This window comes from Streptomyces jeddahensis (assembly GCF_001642995.1).
Taxonomy (GTDB): Bacteria; Actinomycetota; Actinomycetes; order Streptomycetales; family Streptomycetaceae; genus Streptomyces; species Streptomyces jeddahensis.
Genome location: NZ_LOHS01000135.1, coordinates 1 through 17,414, shown reverse-complemented (window position 1 = coordinate 17,414; position 17,414 = coordinate 1). Strand labels below are relative to the sequence as shown.

Here is a 17,414-nt window from a genome sequence, read left to right as displayed (position 1 = left end):
CTCAGGCTTTCCTCCGGGCGCTTCCCTTCGGTCTTGCGTTTCCGACTCTATCAGACTCTTTCGGGCCTGATTCCCAGTCGGCGGGGCATCCCGCAAGCGGGATATTCGCACTGTGTCTTTTCGGCCTCGCGGCCTTTCGACATTCACTACGCTAGCGGATTCTCCCAGCTGCTCATAATCGAGCTTCGCGAGTTCAGATTTCGGCATGCAAAAAGCACACGAAATAAGCACCCGCTGAGGGGAGTCCTTGCTGAGTAGTGGGGTTTGACCGCTTCCGGCTGCTGACTGAACGCAGTACCCGGTTCAAGCGGCTCGGGCTACGTTACGCGTCCCCTAGGGGCGAGTCAAGTTCGACGCCGGCGTGGCGTGTGGGCCCGATACGGGCTGACCGTAGGGTCGTTGGCGATCCAGTAGCGCCAGGGGTGCGCCTCTCCGTCGCCTCCGTCGCCCGCCACCCCGGTGCGGGGACCGTTGCGGACCTGGTCGGGAGGCACAGGCGTACCCGCGAGGATGCTGAGCGGGGCGTCCGGGCCGGCGCATATGTCACTGCCGTCGAGCGCGCGGTCGACGCCGAGGGCCGTCGCCAGGCGGGCCGGGCCTTTGGCCAGTTCCTTGTCGTTGCGGGCCGAGAGTCGGCGTTTGCGGGCGAGGTCGGCGCCCTCCGTGATCTCGCCGGCGCGGAGCAGAACCGCGCTCGCCTTGCCGTCCGGTCCGCACACCAGGTTCATGCAGTGCCACATGCCGTAGGTGAAGTAGACGTACACGTGGCCGGGCGGACCGAACATCACGTCGTTGCGGGGGGTCCGGCCGCGATACGCGTGGGAACCGGGGTCGTCCGGACCCGCGTATGCCTCGACCTCCGTGAGGCGGAGTTCGATCGGGCCGTCCGAGGTGTTGCGCACGAGGATGCGGCCCAGGAGGTCTGGTGCGACCTGCAGGACAGGGCGGTCGAAGAACTCCCGGCTGAGGGGCGTACGGTCGGGGGCCGTGATCACGGCGTACGAGCGTAGTGCAACCTGTGTGCACGCGCGGGTGGTCATGGGTCCTGCCGCTTGCCAGGCTGATGGCCGCGGAACCGGCCGGGGTCCGGTCGCGTTTCTAAAGATCAAGGGATCAGAGGATCAAGGGCCCGAGGGTCAGGGATCAGGGATCAGGCAGCGCGTCCGGCTGACAGGCGCGTCCTGGGGAGGAGAGACATGGGGTTCAAGAGGCTGCTGGCGAGCCTGGGAGCCGGTGGGGCGTCGGTCGAGACGGTCCTGACCGAGGTCAATGTGGTGCCGGGCGGTGTCGTCCAGGGCGAGGTCCGGATCCAGGGCGGTTCCGTCGACCAGGAGATCGAGGGGCTGTCGGTCGGTCTGCAGGCCCGGGTCGAGGTCGAGGGCGGCGACCAGGAGGTCAAGCAGGACATCGAGTTCACGAAGATGCAGCTCGGTGGCGCTTTCTCGCTGCAGGCCAACGCGGTGCATGCGGTGCCGTTCGGGCTCGCGATCCCCTGGGAGACGCCGATCACCAGCTTCGCCGGGCGTCAGCTGCCCGGCATGAACATCGGCGTGACGACCGAGCTGCAGATCGCGCGTGCCGTGGACTCCGGTGACCTCGACCCGATCGTCGTGCATCCGCTGCCGGCGCAACAGGCGATTCTGGACGCCTTCGGGCAGCTCGGGTTCCGGTTCAGGAGCGCGGACATGGAGCGCGGCCACATCCGGGGTACGCGGCAGCAGCTGCCGTTCTACCAGGAGATCGAGTTCCTCCCGCCGGAGCAGTACCGCGGGCTGAACCAGGTCGAGTTGAGCTTCGTCGCGGACGACCGTGAGATGGACGTCGTTCTGGAGATGGACAAGAAGCCCGGGCTCTTCAGCGAGGGCAGCGACTCGTACAAGTCGTTCAGGGTCGGTCTGCACGACTTCCAGGGGACCGACTGGGCGGCGTACCTCAATGAGTGGCTGTCCCAGGTCGGCAGCCGTCGCAACTGGTTCTAGGCTCGGTGCCGGAGACATCGCCGATCCAGGAGGTTCCGACGTGACCGAGCTCAAGAGGCCGCCGCTTCCGCATGACTTCCATCCGCCGGTGCCCTCGTTCACGGTCGTGAGCGACGACATCGAGCCGGGCGCGGTGCTGAAGGACGCTCAGGTCTACGCGGCCGGGAACACCTCTCCGCATCTGCGGTGGGAGGGGTTCCCGCCGGAGACCAAGAGCTTCGCCGTGACGTGCTTCGACCCGGACGCCCCGACGGGCAGCGGGTTCTGGCACTGGACCGTGTTCGACATCCCGGTCTCCGTGACGGAGCTGCCGGCGGGTGCGGGCAGCGGCAAGTTCGAGGGGCTGCCCGAGAGTGCGGTCCAGGTGCGCAACGACTACGGGACGAAGGACTTCGGGGGCGCCGCGCCGCCGCCCGGGGATCCGGCGCACCGGTATGTGTTCACGGTGTACGCGGTGGACCAGGAGAAGCTCGGTCCGGACTCCGACGCGTCGCCCGCCGTGGTCGGGTTCAATCTGCGGTTCCACACCCTGGCGCGTGCGCAGCTGATCGGCGAGTACGCGTCTCGCGCCGAGGATTAGGCGTCCGAGGCGTCCGTTAACCAACGCCACTCGCCACCGAGCGTCGAACTGGATGTTCATGGAACGTTTGCCCGCCTCTGGTCTTGGAAGTGATCAGAGGCGGGCAGTTTTGTTGCCGGGGGTCCCGGGGAGCGGCGGTGAAGCGGTGATGTCGCAGCCCCTCGGGAGGCACAGATATTGCGTTGTCCATCTCGGCGTGCCCGGCCAGAGTTGATCCCAGCCCGCCAAGGGGGTGGGCCGGTGCACACGGGAGGTGGGCTGGATGCGGGACACGCTGGTACTGAACGCTAGCTTCGAGCCGCTGTCGACGGTGACGTTGAACCGAGCCGTCGTTCTGGTGCTCCAGGACAAGGCCGTCGTCGAGCAGGCCCACCCCGAACTCCGTATGCGGGCTGCCGCCGTGGACCTTCCGGTGCCGCGGGTGATCCGGCTGTGCAGGTATGTGAGGGTGCCCTTCCGAAGACAAGCGCCGTGGTCGCGGCGCGGTGTTCTCGTACGGGACCGGCACAGGTGCGCGTACTGCGGGAGGCGGGCGACGACCGTGGACCACGTGGTGCCGCGGTCGCAGGGTGGCGCGGACACCTGGCTGAACACGGTGGCCTCGTGTGCGGAGGACAACCACCGCAAGGCGGACCGTACGCCGGAGCAGGCGGGCATGCCCCTGCTGCGGGAGCCGTTCGAGCCGACACCTGCGGACGCGATGCTGCTGGCGCTCGGTCAGGACGACTTGGACGCCCTGCCTGGCTGGATGGCGCAGCCGGCTGCGTGACCGCAACAGCAGAGCAGAACGACAGGTGCCCCGCCTTCTTGGCGGATTCAACAAATCGTCGCAACACGTGAGGTGAGGTCGTTCTCCAGAAGCCTGGAGAGGCGCTCGGCTGGGCTGTCCCAGCCGAGCGCCTTTCGGGGCCTGGAGTTCAGTTCGGCAGCTGCGCGGTCCAGGTCCTCCCTGGTGTACTTCGACAGGTCTGCGCCCTTCGGGAAGTACTGTCTCAGAAGGCCATTTGTGTTCTCGTTCGTGCCTCGCTGCCAAGGGCTGTGGGGTTCGCAGAAGTAGACCGGAATACCGGATGCCTCCGAGAAGGCGTAGTGATGGGCCATCTCAGATCCTTGGTCCCAGGTCAGAGAACGCTTCAGGTGGGGCGGTAGGCCGTTCACAGCCTCCAGCAACGCCTTCTGGACGAAGCCAGGGCTGTGGCCGTGTGGGAGGTGCACGAGCAGCGTGTAGCGGGTGCTGCGTTCCACGAGCGTGCCGATAGCAGAGCCGTTCTTCGCTCCGACAATCAGGTCGCCTTCCCAGTGGCCTGGGACGCTGCGATCGTCGGCCTCAGCCGGGCGCTGGCTGATCATGATCTTCGGGTGAATGAAGCGTTGGGTCCGCTGGTCGACTCGGCGCCGACGCTTCCGCATGCGGCGGCCGGTGCGGAGTCGACGCGTGACCTCGCGCCACAGACCGTCTCTGGCCTGGGCGTATAGGGCTCGATAGATCGTCTCGTGCGTTACGTTCATCTCCGGTCGGTCCGGGAAGTCTCGGCGGAGGACGTTCGCGATCTGCTCGGGACTCCAGCGTTCGTCGAGGCGTGCCTGGATGAATTCCCGTAGGTCGGGGCACTGTTCAATGCGCCGCGGCTTGGGGCGTGGCCGGCGCATCTCTGCACGCCGGTGAGCGGAAAACGGCCGGTAGTACGACGGGTGGCTGGGCCTCAAGCTGGGGTTGCAGTTGCGCCGGATCTCCCGACTGATGGTGGACGGACTGCGGCCCAGTTCGACTGCAATCGACCGGATGGACTTCTGCTCGCGCCGAAGGTCAGCGATGCGGACGCGCTCCTCCTCGGACAGGTAGCGGCGAGATGCGGACGCTTGCCGCTTCGCCCGTTCCGCGTGGATCGGGTGCGGGATAAACGTCCGCATCTCGCCCGTGATGGGCTGGATCGCTGGCCGCGTCTTCTTGCCGGATGTCTTCGACGTTTTCGAGCGCTCAGCCCGTCCGTTGATCCACTCTTGTCCCGTTCTGCGGTTAATGCCGACAAGACGACTAGCTTCTCTGATGCTCACGCCCTCGTGAACGAGCTCGAGGAACTTCTGTCGCTCCTCCAGCTTCCGCCGTCGTGCGTGTCCATCGCCGTGCGCCATCGCAGTCCCGTGGGTCGGGTGTTGCGACGATCATTAGAACCCAGGCTTGGAGGCGGGACACCTTTATGTCCAGTCGCTTCGCGGCTTCATGTCCCAGCGGCACCTTCACGTCCCAGCGGGGCACCTTCACGTCCTAGTCGATGCGCGGCTGTTCGCGGCGTTCGGTGCCGCTGCCGTTGCTGTTCCCGCTCTGGTTTCCCGAACCGCCGGTTGCCGGGCCGAAGTTGCCGATGGCGCCCGACAGGCCCTTGAGGGCGTCGCCGATTTCACTGGGAACGATCCAGAGCTTGTTGGCGTCACCTTCGGCGATCTTCGGCAGCATCTGGAGGTACTGGTAGGAGAGGAGCTTCTGGTCCGGGTCGCCGGCGTGGATCGCCTCGAAGACCGTACGGACGGCCTGGGCCTCGCCCTCGGCGCGCAGGGCGGCGGCCTTGGCCTCACCCTCTGCGCGCAGGATCGCGGACTGCTTCTCGCCTTCGGCGGTGAGGATCTGCGACTGGCGGATGCCTTCGGCGGTGAGGATGGCGGCGCGCTTGTCACGGTCGGCGCGCATCTGCTTCTCCATCGAGTCCTGAATGGAGGTGGGCGGCTCGATGGCCTTCAGTTCGACGCGGTTGACGCGGATGCCCCACTTGCCGGTGGCCTCGTCGAGGACGCCGCGCAGGGCCGCGTTGATCTCCTCGCGAGAGGTGAGGGTCCGCTCCAGGTCCATGCCGCCGATGATGTTGCGGAGGGTGGTGACGGTCAGCTGCTCGATCGCCTGGATGTAGCTCGCGACTTCGTAGGTCGCGGCGCGGGCGTCTGTCACCTGGTAGTAGATGACCGTGTCGATGTTGACGACCAGGTTGTCCTGGGTGATCACCGGCTGGGGCGGGAAGGGTACGACCTGTTCGCGGAGGTCGATGCGGTTGCGGATCGAATCGATGAACGGGACGACGATGTTCAGGCCCGCGTTCAGCGTTCTCGTGTAGCGGCCGAAGCGCTCGACGATGGCCGCGCTCGCCTGTGGGATGACCTGGATGGTCTTGATCAGGGCGATGAAGACCAGCACCACCAGAATGATCAGGACGATGATGATCGGTTCCATCGTGGCTCCCCGTACCCTTCTTGACTCGTCATGTCCACTGGATCCCTGGGGTGTTGGGGCACCTCGGGTTCCTGGAGATCTTGCTGGTCGAGTCTGTCAGACCGCCGCCTGCGACGGGAGGCGTTCGGTCACATGACGTGACATCACCTCCCAGGTCATGCCCCGGATCACCGCGTCACATGACGATCGCGGTGGCCCCGTCGATGTCCACGACGTCCACCTCCCGGCCCACCTCGTAGGTCTGCCCTGCGTCCAGGGCGCGTGCCGACCACACCTCGCCGGCGAGTTTGACACGGCCTCCGGACCCGTCCACGCGCTCGAGCACGACGGCTGTTCTGCCCTTCAACGCATCGACACCGGTGGCCAGTTGGGGGCGCTGGGTCAGGTGCCGGGCGGCGACCGGGCGCACGACGGCGATCAGGGCGACCGAGACGACCGCGAAGACGAGGACCTGGAGCACGATGCCGCCGCCGAGACTCGCGGTCACGGCGGCGGCGACGGCGCCCACGGCGAGCATGCCGAATTCGGGCATCGCGGTCAGTACCAGCGGAATTCCCAGTGCGGCCGCGCCGATGAGCCACCACACCCACGCATCGATGTCCACATGTTCATGGTAGGACCGCGAGTCCCTCCGCGGACAGGGTCCCGATCGGGCCGCGCGGCCGGGCCGCCCGGTCAGGACGGCCGGTTCAGGACGGTCGGCGACCGGAGTCAGGACAGGGGCAGGCCCTGTGCGGTCCAGCGGTCGCCGTTCTGCTCGACGATCAGGGGCAGGCCGAAGCAGTGGGAGAGGTTGCGGGAGGTGAGTTCGAGCTCCAGCGGGCCCGCAGCGAGGACCTTGCCCTGGCGGATCATGAGGACGTGGGTGAAGCCGGGCGCGATCTCCTCGACATGGTGCGTGACCATGATCATCGAGGGGGCGATCGGGTCCTTGGCCAGGCGGCCGAGGCGGCGTACGAGGTCCTCGCGGCCGCCCAGGTCCAGGCCCGCCGCCGGCTCGTCGAGGAGGAGCAGCTCCGGGTCGGTCATCAGGGCGCGGGCGATCAGGGTGCGCTTGCGCTCGCCCTCGGAGAGGGTGCCGAACTTGCGGTCCAGGTAGTCGCTCATGCCGAGGCGGTCGAGGAAGGCGCGGGCGCGCTGCTCGTCGACGTCCTCGTAGTCCTCGTGCCAGCCGGCCGTCATGCCGTAGGCCGCGGTGAGCACGGTCTGCAGGACGGTCTGGCGCTTGGGGAGCTTCTCGGCCATGGCGATGCCCGCCATGCCGATGCGCGGGCGGAGCTCGAAGACGTCGACCTTGCCGAGGGTCTCGCCGAGGATGGTGGCGGTGCCCGTACTGGGGAAGAGGTAGCTGGACGCGACATTCAGGAGGGTCGTTTTTCCGGCGCCGTTCGGGCCGAGGATCACCCAGCGCTCCCCCTCCTTCACCGACCAGGAGACCTGGTCCACCAGAGCCCGGCCCTCGCGGACCACGGATACGTCCTCCAGCTCCAGTACATCGCTCATGAGCGCACTGTCTCCCATTGCAGTCTCGGCTGTCGCGTGCGCCTGTGGGCGCAGCCCCCAGGGAAAACCTACGCCACCGGTCGGGCGGTCCGGCCGCTAGCCCGGTCCTTAGGCTGGGTGCATGCTCTCGGAACCACGCTCAGGACGGCTGGCCGCATGGGGAAATGCCCTTTTGGCCGGGTTTGTTGCACCGGATGACGCCGCGGACGCGATCGTCGGCGATGACGCGATCCACCGGGTGGAGGGGCTCCCCGGGGAGACGTCTCCGGTCGGGCTGACGCTCGCGCTGGGGCGGCTGCGCGCCCTGGGTACGACGGGCCTGCGGGTCGCGCTGCCCGCGCCCGGGCATCCTCTGGGGCTGAGCGGCCCGCCCGAGTTCAATGCGCGGGCGCTGGAGGCGGAGGAGGCGGTCGTCTGCCAGGGCGCTGCGCTGGGGCTCGTGCCGGAGGTGTACGAGGCGGGACCCGACGGCGACGTCCATGTGGAGGTCGTCTGGCACTGCCTGCCCCTGCGGGAGGCTCCGCCGGCCGATGTGCCGTCGCTCGGTGAGGCCGAACGGGAGCTGGCGGAGGCACTGCGGGAGGCGACGGCGGTGCTGTCGCGGCTCGACGTCGCCGGCTCGGGGCCGGTCGCGGAGGCGGCGATCGACGCGTACCGGGCGCGGGCCGAGCGTGGCCGCGAGGTGCTCGCACCCGGGTACCCGCCGCGGGCGGTACGGGTCCTGGAGCTGGCGCAGCGCGTGGGACTGCTGATCTCTGTGGCGTACGAGAACGGGCACGGCGGGGCCGTGAGCGCGTCGGAGATGGCGGCGCGGGCCGAGGCTCTGCGCCCTGTGGAGCGCACGGCGCGCCGGGCGCAGGTGGCCGCCTACAACGCGTACGTGGAGGAGCGGGAACGGGGGTAGACGCGAGGAGCCCCGCGAACCCGCTGAGGTTCGCGGGGCCCGAGACCCGAGAGAGGGTGCGTCAGCTGTTCGACCCCGAGTTGTCGGAAGCCGGGTTGCCCACACCGACCACGTTGAGGGTGGTGCCGACGACATTGACGGGCGCGTGAATCGGGACCTGAACGACGTTGCCCGAGAGGATCCCGCCCGACCCGCTGGTCGAGCCGGTGGCTCCGGCGTCCGCGACCGCGGCGCCGGCGGACACGCCCGTGGCGATTCCGGCGACGGCGACGGCCAGGGCTGCTTTCTTGGCGATGTTCATGGGTAGCGTTCCTCCTGCTGAGCGTTCCGACCCCGTTCACGGGGGCCGCATGCTCTGGGGAACGGCACTGGTCGGCCCTATGGCACGGGGTGCACGGCCGATGTACCCGTAAGGCGCACACAGGGGGCACGGATCAGACCAATCAGCAGATCATCTGATCCCGGGGACGCGGACCGGCCCTCGAGGGAACCCCCAAGGGCCGGTGGTCACCGATTGACCTGAGGCGCTTCTCAGCCGTTGAACCCGGAGTTCCCGAAGGCGGGGTTCAGGGCGCCGATGACGTTCACGGTGTTGCCGACGACATTCACCGGAACGTGCACCGGAGCCTGGATCAGGTTGCCGGAGCCGATGCCCGGCGAGTGGCTGGTGCTACCGCCCGCGTACGCGCCGTCGGTGGCCGAGGCCATACCGGCACCGGCGGCGACCAGCCCCCCCGCCACCATCGTGACGGCCATGGCCTTCTTCAGGTTCTTCACTTTCCTGGACCCTCCTAGCGATCACTGCGGCCACGTACCGCAGCACGCCTGGAGAACGGCCGGGGGCTCGTGCGGGATGCGCCATCAGAGGGACATCTACACGACAGTATGAATCTCGGTCCGGAATGGAACCGTCCGCGTCACCGCTCGCTGCGTGGCCGGGCAGCCCAGCCGATCAGGGCGATGAGCTGCAGAGATCAGCCGGTCACACCATGCCGCACGGCCCACAGCGCGGCCTGGGTGCGGTCTGCAAGGTCGAGCTTCATCAGGATGTTCGACACATGCGTCTTGACCGTCTTCTCGGAGAGGACGAGGGCGCGGGCGATCTCTCGGTTGGAGCGACCGTCCGCGATCAGGCCCAGCACCTCGCGCTCCCGCTCGGTGAGCGAGCCGCCTCTGCCCTGGCTGCTGCCCGTCTCTTCCTGCGACAGCAGGGCGTCCGCGACCTCCGGCTGCAGCAGCACATGGCCGGCGTGGACCGAGCGGATGGCTCCGGCGAGCGCGTCCGGGTCGATGTCCTTGTAGACGTACCCGGCGGCGCCCGCGCGGAGTGCGGGGACGACCGTGCGTTGCTCGGTGAAGCTCGTGACGACGAGCACGCGCGCGGGGTTGTCGAGCTCGCGGAGTTTGCGCAGGGCGTCTATGCCGTCCATGCCGGGCATCTTGACGTCCATCAGGACGACGTCCGGCCTGAGCTCCTCGGCTCGGGCGATTCCTTCGGCGCCGTCGGCCGCCTCGCCCACGACCTCGATGTCGTCCTGCACCTCCAGGAAGGTGCGCAGGCCGCGACGGACCACCTGGTGGTCGTCGACGAGCAGCACCCTGATCGGCTCAGCCACCGGGGACCTCCATCTCGATCGTGGTGCCCTTGCCGGGCGCCGATTCCACGGTCAGTGTGCCGCCGACGCCGCTTGCCCGGTCGCGCATCGATACGAGGCCCAGATGGCGCCCCGCTCGTCGTACGGCCCGGGGATCGAAGCCGATGCCGTCGTCGGTGATCCTCAGCACCGCGCCCGGGCCGCGCTTGGCGAGGAGGACGTCCACGCGCCCGGCGCCGGAGTGCCGCAGCGCGTTGTGCAGGGCTTCCTGGGCGACCCGCAGCATGGCCTCCTCCTGAGCGGCGGGCAGGGCGCGGACTCCGCCGGACGCGAAGGTGACCCGCGCGGAGTGGGCGCGGTCGAGGACATGGATCTGCGTACGCAGAGTGGCGACGAGACCGTCCTCGTCGAGGGCGGCGGGGCGCAGCTCGATGACGGCGGCGCGCAGTTCGTCCGCGGCCTCCGCCGCGAGCGCCACCACGTGCTGCAGCTCGCCCTTGGCACGCGAGGGGTCGCGGTCGACCAGGGCGGTCGCGGCCTGGGCCGTCAGGCGCAGCGAGAAGAGCTTCTGGCTGACGGCGTCGTGCAGCTCATGGGCGAGGCGGGAGCGCTCCTCGGCGATGGTGAGCTCGCGGCTGCGCTCGTACAGCCGGGCGTTGGTGAGGGCGATGGCGGCGTGCTGGGCGAGGATCGACAGCAGCTCCTCGTCGTCCTCGGTGAAGCCACAGCCGCCCTCGGGCTTGGGGCACCTCTTGTTGGCGAGGAAGAGGGCGCCGAGGGTCTCGTCGCCGTCGCGGATGGGCAGGCCGAGGAAGTCGGACATATCCGGGTGGGCGGCCGGCCAGCCCTCAAAGCGGGGGTCCTTGCGTACGTCGCCGAGGCGCTGGGGCTTCGCCTCGTGCAGCATCGCGGCGAGGATGCCGTGCTGGCGCGGGAGCGGGCCGATGGCCTTCCACTGCTCGTCGCTGACGCCGTCGACAACGAACTGCGCGAAGCCGCCGTGGTCGTCGGGGACGCCCAGCGCCGCGTACTCCGCGTCGAGCAGCTCGCGGGCCGAGGCGACGATCGTCTTGAGGACGTCGCGCACCTCGAGGTGCCTGCTCATGGCCAGCAGCGCGGAGCTCACCGCGTACAGGCCGGACCGGGGGCCGTGACTCATGGCTTCACCGTACCGGCGGGGTGTGACACGGCGTATCGGACCTGTGGCGGCCGCCGGCTAGGCCCCCGGACCTAGGCCGAAGGGCCCTGGTGTGCTGAGGCGCGCGGACGAGACGGCGGGGGTCGGGGAGCGGAGATGCCGAGCGCGGCCAGGTCCTTCACTCCTCTTTTCGTGGCGGGGCTGGTGAGCCGGGGAGTGCAATTCGCACCTATCACTTTGCACACGGGAGTTGCATCCGCGGAGGTGCACGAACCGCCGGACGGCCGGGTTATCGCGGTCGGTACGGCGGCGGTCCGCGCGGTGGAGTCCGCGACCGGACCCGACGGCGTCCGGGCGGCTTCGGGCTGGACGGACCTGGTGGTGACGCCGGAGCGCGGCGTGCGCGTGGTCGACGGCCTGCTGATCGGGCTGCACGAGCCGGAGGCCTCTCACCTGCTGATGCTGGAGGCGATCGCCGGACGGCAGGCGATCAGCGGTGGTTACGGGAAAGCGCTGCGCCATGGTTATCTCTGGCACGAATTCGGCGACACCCATCTCGTAATGCCCTAAATGTCCATTTCGCGCCGTCCGAAATATCCACCAACGGAGAGCGTTGCCCCGGAAACGGTGGGTGAGAAACATATGGGCGCCATGTGAGCCCGCACATAGGGCGTACATCACGTACGAAGCGGCATAGTAAAGGACGAAAGTCCCATCACCGACGTCAGAGAGGGTTTCGGTGCGATAGGGACACTTCGTGATCCACTACCGCGGATCGTACGTCACACCTTTGCCTCGGGATTTTGCGGCCGCTAAGAATGGCTGCCGTCGCTCGGCGCCGCGGGAGATTCCCCCGCGGCGCTTGTGCCGGAAACACGTCCCTACCGGCCGAGCGGCTCCAGCTACTCGAAGAGGTCCTAAACCCATGTCGATTTTCCATGCCAAGTCCGGTGATCGCCGTCTGAAGAAGTCCCAGAAGTTCGCCCTCGCCGGTGTCGCCACGCTCGGCGCTGCGGCGATGGCCTTCACCGTCGTACCCGCCTCCCAGGGCGAGGTCCAGGAGACGCAGGCCGTGGCCGCGACAGCCCCGGTCGGCCTGGTCGCCACCGGCGCTACCAAGGACATCAAGGCGAGCGTCACCGACCAGCTGGCGAACGCCAACCTGAAGGCCCAGGACGCCACCGCCCGCCTCAAGGCGCAGCAGGAGGCCGCCGCCCAGCAGAAGGCCGAGGCCGAGGCCAAGGCGGAGGCCCAGCAGGAGCGCAAGGTCGCCCCGGCCGTGAGCCGCTCGACCGAGCGCACCGCGGTGGCCACCCCGATCGCGGCGAAGACCTACCCGAACAACCTCGACGGCTGGATCCGCCAGTCGCTCGACGTCATGAAGAAGCACAAGATCCCGGGCACCTACAACGGGCTCTACCGCAACATCATGCGTGAGTCCTCGGGCAACCCGATGGCCATCAACAACTGGGACATCAACGCCAAGAACGGTGTCCCGTCGAAGGGCCTGCTCCAGGTCATCCAGCCGACCTTCAACGCGTACCACGTCCCGGGCACGTCCTGGAACATCTACGACCCGGTCGCCAACATCACCGCCGCGGCCAACTACGCGGCCGACCGCTACGGGTCGATCGACAACGTCTTCGGCGCCTACTGAGTCTCTTCGGGACCTCTGGGCCTCAGGAGAACGCCGAAGTAACGCCGAAGGGCGGCACCCCCGCGGGGTGCCGCCCTTCGCGTTGTCCGGGCTGCGGTGCGGCCTGGGCCTACTTGCGCATGACCTCCGGCTCGTGGCGGCGCAGGAAGCGGGCCACGAGGAAGCCGCACAGCGCGCCGAGGGCCAGCAGCGCACCCATGTCGACGAACCACTGGGGCGCCTCGTGGTCCCACAGCGGATCCGTGCTGCCCGGGTCTTCGGTGTTGGGGCTGACGAGGTTGAAGTCGAGCGTCGTGCCCGCGGCCGCCACCGCCCAGCGGGACGGCATCAGATACGAGAACTCGTTCACGCCGGGGCTGCCGTTCAGGATGAAGAGGCAGCCGGTGAAGACGACCTGGACGATCGCGAACATCACCAGCAGCGGCATGGTCTTCTCCGCCGTCTTCACCAGTGCCGAGATGATCAGGCCGAACATCATCGAGGTGAACCCGAGCGCCATGATCGGCAGCGACAGCTCGAGGAGCGTCAGACTGCCCAGGACCAGGCCCTCGTCGGGGATCTCGCGCGCCGTGAAGCCGATGCCGCCGACGATCGCGCCCTGGATGACGGTGATCATGCCGAGGACGATGACCTTGGACATGAGGTACGCCGAGCGGGACAGGCCGGTGGCGCGCTCCCGCTCGTAGATCACGCGTTCCTTGATGAGCTCGCGCACCGAGTTGGCCGCGCCGGCGAAGCAGGCGCCCACGGCGAGGATCAGCAGGACGGTGGTGGCCGTGCCGTTGGGGACGATGGTGCCGTTGGCGCGCGGCCGGTTGGGCAGCAGGCCGTGGTCGGGCTCGATGAGCAGGCTGACCGTGCCGAGCACGGCCGGCAGGATCAGCATCAGCGCCATGAAGCCCTTGTCGGACGCGATCACCGAGACATAGCGCCGGATCAGCGTCCACAGCTGGGAGCCCCAGCCCTGCGGCTTGGGCGGGCGGACCGCCTGAGGCGGCGTCTGCATCGGCTGCGCCGCGACGGCGTCGATGTCCGCGGCGTACATCTGGTAGTGCTGCGAGCCCTTCCAGCGGCCCGCCCAGTCGTAGTCGCGGTAGTTCTCGAAGGCGGAGAAGACATCGGCCCAGGTGTCGTAGCCGAAGAAGTTCAGCGCCTCCTCGGGCGGGCCGAAGTACGCCACCGCCCCGCCGGGCGCCATGACCAGGAGCTTGTCGCAGAGCGCCAGCTCGGCGACGGAGTGCGTGACGACCAGGACCGTACGGCCGTCGTCGGCGAGGCCGCGCAGCAGCTGCATGACGTCGCGGTCCATGCCCGGGTCGAGGCCGGAGGTCGGCTCGTCCAGGAAGATCAGGGACGGCTTGGTCAGCAGCTCCAGGGCCACCGAGACGCGCTTGCGCTGGCCGCCGGAGAGCGAGGTGACCTTCTTGTCCTTGTGGATGTCCAGCTTGAGCTCGCGCAGGACCTCGTCGATGCGGGCCTCGCGCTCGGCCGACGTGGTGTCCGCGGGGAAGCGCAGCTTCGCCGCGTACTTGAGGGCCTTCTTGACGGACAGCTCCTTGTGCAGGATGTCGTCCTGCGGGACCAGACCGATGCGCTGGCGCAGCTCTGCGAACTGCTTGTACAAGTTCCGGCTGTCGTAGAGGACGTCGCCCTGGTCGGCCGGGCGGTAGCCCGTGAGCGCCTTCAGCAGCGTCGACTTGCCGGAGCCGGACGGGCCGATGACCGCGATCAGCGACTTCTCCGGGACGCCGAAGGAGACGTCCTTGAGGATCTGTTTTCCGCCGTCGACGGTGACGGTCAGATGTCGTGCGGAGAAGGAGACCTCACCGGTGTCGACGAACTCCTCGAGGCGGTCGCCGACGACGCGGAACGTCGAGTGGCCGACGCCCACGATGTCGTTCGGGCCGAGGAGCGCGGAGCCGCCCTTGGGGATCGGCTGGCCGTTGACGTACGTGCCGTTGTGGGAGCCGAGGTCGCGGATCTCGCAGCGGCCATCGGGCGTCGCGTGGAACTCGGCGTGGTGGCGCGAGACCTGCAGGTCGGAGACGACCAGGTCGTTCTCGAGCGCACGGCCGATGCGCATCACGCGGCCGAGTGCCAGCCGGTGGAAGGTCGTGGGGCTGCGGTCGCCGTAGACCGGCGGGGCGACGGCATCCGGTATCTGCTGGTGGGGAATCCCCGAGGCTCCCCGCTGCGGCTTCTGCCAGGCCTGCTGGGGGGCCTGCTGCTCCGGCGGGGCTTGCTGGGCCCAGCCCGGACCGGCGGCCGGCGACTGCTGCGCGGGTTGCTGGGCCTGCTGCGGCGTCGCCATGGCGGCGGCACCCTGGACGTTCAGCAGCGGGCCGTCCGTCGGGTTACCGAGGTGCACCGCCGAGCCCGGACCTATCTCCATCTGGTGGATGCGCTGGCCCTGCACAAAGGTGCCGTTCGTGCTGCCGTGGTCCTCGATGACCCAACTCCGGCCGCCCCAGCTCACCGTGGCGTGACGCCAGGAGACCCGGGCGTCGTCGAACACGATGTCTGCCTGCGGATCACGTCCAAGGGTGTAGGGCCTGGACGAATCGAGCGTCCAGGTGTGTCCGTTCAGTTCCAGTACGAGTTCAGGCACTCCATGCCCCACTGAGTTTCCCCCGAGTTCCCCGAATTTCCCCGTCGGTGCGGAGTCTAGGGATGTCGAACATCGTGAGGAACTATTCCAGGCTGAGGCGCCCGTCCGAAACCCGGCCTTGTGAAGAGTGCCTACGACCCTCGCCAGTCGCCCGGTTGACGGGGCAGATACCGGCCCGGAGAGTGGTAAGCGCCCATGAGTGCGCACGGACCATGATCATTCTGAGCGAACGGGGCACCGCGGTACGGATCGGCGGTACGGATCGGGGGGTCCTGATGGAGACCGGCGGGACCGGCGGACGCAAGAGCGATGCCAACGGCGGTGCGGTAACGGGGCGTTCGCGTTCAGGAACCGTGCGTTGGGCGGATGTGCTCCTCTCAGCGACAGCGGCCGTGAGCTGGGCCTTGATCGGCATGGCGGTGACGGCCGCGCTCGGTCTGCACCTGCTGGGCGCCGACGCGGCGGGGTCGCTCGGGCCGATGACGGCTGCCGTGGTGGCGCTCGCCGTGGGCGGGTCGGTCACGCCGTCGGGGGACGTGTCGGCGTTCGGACTCGAGGGCGCGCAGGCGGACACGGCCATCGATATCGCGCCACTGGGCGTGGGACTGGTGGGTGCGCTGCTGCTGGCTCATTTCTTTCTGCGGTCCTTGCGCGGAGCGGGTGTTGTGATCTCGCCCGCCGAACTCCTCGCGCGCGTGGGGACGGTGGTGGTGCTCTTCTTTGCGATGCTGGGCGGGCTGGCCTGGGCGGGTCATGACGTCGTCACGATCGACGGCGGCTCGCTCGGCCTGGACGATCTGCCGGTCGGCGACCTGCCGGGCGGCCTCGATGATGTCGGGGACGATCTGCCGGGGCTCGGCGACATCGGGGACATCGGCGGCCTCCTGCCGGACCGGCTCGGCGATCTCGCGGGCGCGAAGGCCTCGGTCGGCTTCACCGTGGACACGGTGCCCACACTGCTCGGCGGCGCGGCCTGGGTGGCCGGCGTCCTGCTGATCGCGCTGCTCGCCTCGCGCCGGACGCCGCTGCCGCGCGCCTGGGACGCCGTCCACCGGGTGGTGCGGCCGGCCGCGTCGGCGCTGGTCGACGTGTTGCTGGTGGCCGTCGCCGCGGGACTCGCGGCGGCGGTGTTCGCGATGCTCGGCGACGACCATCCGAGGCGGATCGCGGGCGCCGCGCTGCTCGGGGCACCCAACGGCGTCTGGCTGGGCATCCCGCTGGGGCTGCTCGTGCCGTGGGACGGCCGGGCGAGCGGTGAGCTCGGGAAACTCCTGCCGGATCCGCTGGACGAACTGTTACGCGTCTCGGCCGACGAGCCTGTCACGCTGGGGCGTCTTGCGGACCTGCATGGAGCGGTGTGGCTGCTCGGGGTCGCCGCTGCGGCGATGATGCTGTTCGCGGGGGTGCTTACGGCCGTGCGTACGCCTGTGGTGGGGGGTGTCGGCGAGGCTGTGGGGGCCTCGGACCCCGGCGTTGCTGGCGGTGTGAGTGGGGCTGTGGGCGGACCGGCCCCGGGCGTTGCCGGGGCTGCCGGTGCTGCGGGCGCGGTCGGCTCTGTGGCCGGAGCCGGGGGCGGGAGCGGAGCCGGTAACGAGGGCTGGGGCGGTGGCGGAGCCCGTACCGGCGGCTGGGGCGGCGCGGGAACCGAGCCGGTACGCGGCCGCGGTGGACCGGGCGCCCTGGGATTCGCCGGGCGGTGCGCGCTGCGGCTCGGCGTCGTGACGGCGCTGGGGCTGCCGCTCCTCGTGTGGCTGACCGAGGTGTCCGTGGGCGCCTCGCTGTCCGTGCTGGGATTCAACGCCTTCGACGCCGGGATCGAACTGCACGGGAGGGCGGGGACGGCCCTGCTCCTGGGTGCGGCGTGGGGCGCCGGCGCGGGCGCGGCGGGGGCGCTGCTCGCGTACGCCACGCGGGCGGCGGGCACACGCGCGGCACCCCTCACTCTCGGCGGGCGCGACGGCGGCTCGGGCCGGGCGCCCGACCTCGGGTATCCGCAGTTCGCACCCGAGCCGGGTCCCTATGCCCCCAGCAGTCCCTACAACCCCGAGAGTCCTGGTCCCTACCGCCCCTCCGGCCACGACACCAACCCCTACCTTCGCCCGCCCGACGAAGCTCCCCGGCCGCCCGACGACCTCTACGGCGCGCCCACGGTGATGGGCTCCGTCACGCCGCCCCCTCCCCGCCCGCAGCCGCCGCCCCGGCACGGGGGGTGGCCACCGCCGCCCCCACC

The 17,414-nt window shown here is 69.2% G+C and carries 15 protein-coding genes and 2 pseudogenes; 7 read left to right on the top strand and 10 right to left on the bottom strand.

The genetic code is table 11. The features are described from left to right. Positions 1-344: 344 nt before the first annotated feature. Entirely contained in the window at positions 345-995 is a 651-nt protein-coding gene (locus STSP_RS30015; protein WP_067284154.1) for a DNA-3-methyladenine glycosylase, read from the bottom strand. 201 nt (positions 996-1,196) lie between these two features. Here STSP_RS30015 and STSP_RS30010 point away from each other — a divergent pair, with 201 nt between their 5' ends. The 3 genes from STSP_RS30010 to STSP_RS30000 all read left to right on the top strand — a co-directional run bounded on the left by STSP_RS30010 (position 1,197) and on the right by STSP_RS30000 (position 3,328). Then, positions 1,197-1,979: a sporulation protein gene (locus STSP_RS30010; protein ID WP_067284152.1), complete on the top strand. Its 783-nt coding sequence runs from the start codon at positions 1,197-1,199 to the stop codon at positions 1,977-1,979. Positions 1,980-2,019: 40 nt separating this feature from the next. After that, a complete protein-coding gene (locus tag STSP_RS30005; RefSeq protein ID WP_067284151.1) occupies positions 2,020-2,559 on the top strand; it encodes a YbhB/YbcL family Raf kinase inhibitor-like protein in 540 nt (179 codons plus the stop codon). A gap of 262 nt (positions 2,560-2,821) precedes the next feature. Beyond that, positions 2,822-3,328: an HNH endonuclease gene (locus tag STSP_RS30000; RefSeq protein ID WP_067284150.1), complete on the top strand. Its 507-nt coding sequence runs from the start codon at positions 2,822-2,824 to the stop codon at positions 3,326-3,328. 47 nt (positions 3,329-3,375) lie between these two features. Here STSP_RS30000 and STSP_RS29995 read toward each other — a convergent pair whose 3' ends face one another. The 4 genes and pseudogenes from STSP_RS29995 to STSP_RS29980 form a co-directional block, all read right to left on the bottom strand. Then, on the bottom strand, positions 3,376-4,692 hold the full coding sequence (locus STSP_RS29995) for an IS30 family transposase (protein WP_067284149.1): 1,317 nt from the start codon (positions 4,690-4,692) through the stop codon (positions 3,376-3,378). A gap of 133 nt (positions 4,693-4,825) precedes the next feature. Further along, positions 4,826-5,779 carry an SPFH domain-containing protein gene (locus STSP_RS29990; RefSeq protein WP_067284148.1) on the bottom strand — a complete coding sequence of 318 codons (954 nt, stop codon included), beginning with the start codon at positions 5,777-5,779 and terminating at the stop codon, positions 4,826-4,828. A 175-nt stretch (positions 5,780-5,954) separates the two neighbouring features. Continuing rightward, positions 5,955-6,383 (bottom strand): NfeD family protein, encoded by a 429-nt coding sequence (locus STSP_RS29985; RefSeq protein WP_067284147.1) that lies wholly within the window; start codon positions 6,381-6,383, stop codon positions 5,955-5,957. A 374-nt stretch (positions 6,384-6,757) separates the two neighbouring features. Continuing rightward, positions 6,758-7,282 (bottom strand): annotated as a pseudogene (locus STSP_RS29980) (ABC transporter ATP-binding protein); the annotation flags it as partial. A gap of 121 nt (positions 7,283-7,403) precedes the next feature. On the opposite strand from STSP_RS29980, the gene STSP_RS29975 reads away from it, so the two are divergent. Next, entirely contained in the window at positions 7,404-8,186 is a 783-nt protein-coding gene (locus STSP_RS29975; protein ID WP_067284146.1) for a hypothetical protein, read from the top strand. Between the two features lie 61 nt (positions 8,187-8,247). On the opposite strand, the gene STSP_RS29970 is transcribed toward STSP_RS29975, so the two are convergent. The 4 genes from STSP_RS29970 to STSP_RS29955 all read right to left on the bottom strand — a co-directional run bounded on the left by STSP_RS29970 (position 8,248) and on the right by STSP_RS29955 (position 10,940). Beyond that, positions 8,248-8,487 carry a chaplin gene (locus STSP_RS29970; RefSeq protein WP_067284145.1) on the bottom strand — a complete coding sequence of 80 codons (240 nt, stop codon included), beginning with the start codon at positions 8,485-8,487 and terminating at the stop codon, positions 8,248-8,250. 230 nt (positions 8,488-8,717) lie between these two features. Further along, a complete protein-coding gene (locus STSP_RS29965; protein ID WP_067284144.1) occupies positions 8,718-8,963 on the bottom strand; it encodes a chaplin in 246 nt (81 codons plus the stop codon). 197 nt (positions 8,964-9,160) lie between these two features. Continuing rightward, entirely contained in the window at positions 9,161-9,802 is a 642-nt protein-coding gene (locus tag STSP_RS29960; RefSeq protein WP_067284143.1) for a response regulator, read from the bottom strand. Then, entirely contained in the window at positions 9,795-10,940 is a 1,146-nt protein-coding gene (locus tag STSP_RS29955) for a GAF domain-containing sensor histidine kinase (RefSeq protein WP_067284142.1), read from the bottom strand. The genes STSP_RS29960 and STSP_RS29955 overlap by 8 nt, the downstream gene beginning before the upstream one ends. Before the next feature lie 111 nt (positions 10,941-11,051). Here STSP_RS29955 and STSP_RS29950 point away from each other — a divergent pair. Continuing rightward, positions 11,052-11,489: pseudogene (locus STSP_RS29950) on the top strand (S-adenosylmethionine:tRNA ribosyltransferase-isomerase); the annotation flags it as partial. A 355-nt stretch (positions 11,490-11,844) separates the two neighbouring features. Further along, the gene (locus tag STSP_RS29945) at positions 11,845-12,576 is read left to right on the top strand and encodes a transglycosylase SLT domain-containing protein (protein ID WP_067284141.1); all 732 of its coding nucleotides are present in this window, start codon (positions 11,845-11,847) and stop codon (positions 12,574-12,576) included. Between the two features lie 109 nt (positions 12,577-12,685). Here the strand turns inward: STSP_RS29945 and STSP_RS29940 are convergent, their stop codons facing one another. Further along, positions 12,686-15,184 carry an ABC transporter ATP-binding protein/permease gene (locus STSP_RS29940; protein ID WP_067284140.1) on the bottom strand — a complete coding sequence of 833 codons (2,499 nt, stop codon included), beginning with the start codon at positions 15,182-15,184 and terminating at the stop codon, positions 12,686-12,688. A gap of 413 nt (positions 15,185-15,597) precedes the next feature. Between STSP_RS29940 and STSP_RS39790 the strand changes: the two genes are divergently transcribed. Continuing rightward, positions 15,598-17,414 (top strand): streptophobe family protein (locus tag STSP_RS39790; RefSeq protein ID WP_408646386.1); only part of this gene is annotated, 1,817 nt, incomplete at its 3' end.

Excerpts from the sequence above, each read along its gene's own strand:
- STSP_RS30010 (WP_067284152.1), top strand. The coding sequence starts at position 1,197 with ATGGGGTTCAAGAGGCTGCTGGCGAGCCTGGGAGCCGGTGGGGCGTCG.
- STSP_RS30000 (WP_067284150.1), top strand. The coding sequence starts at position 2,822 with ATGCGGGACACGCTGGTACTGAACGCTAGCTTCGAGCCGCTGTCGACG.
- STSP_RS29995 (WP_067284149.1), bottom strand. The coding sequence starts at position 4,692 with ATGGCGCACGGCGATGGACACGCACGACGGCGGAAGCTGGAGGAGCGA.
- STSP_RS29990 (WP_067284148.1), bottom strand. The coding sequence starts at position 5,779 with ATGGAACCGATCATCATCGTCCTGATCATTCTGGTGGTGCTGGTCTTC.
- STSP_RS29975 (WP_067284146.1), top strand. The coding sequence starts at position 7,404 with ATGCTCTCGGAACCACGCTCAGGACGGCTGGCCGCATGGGGAAATGCC.
- STSP_RS29970 (WP_067284145.1), bottom strand. The coding sequence starts at position 8,487 with ATGAACATCGCCAAGAAAGCAGCCCTGGCCGTCGCCGTCGCCGGAATC.
- STSP_RS29955 (WP_067284142.1), bottom strand. The coding sequence starts at position 10,940 with ATGAGTCACGGCCCCCGGTCCGGCCTGTACGCGGTGAGCTCCGCGCTG.
- STSP_RS29945 (WP_067284141.1), top strand. The coding sequence starts at position 11,845 with ATGTCGATTTTCCATGCCAAGTCCGGTGATCGCCGTCTGAAGAAGTCC.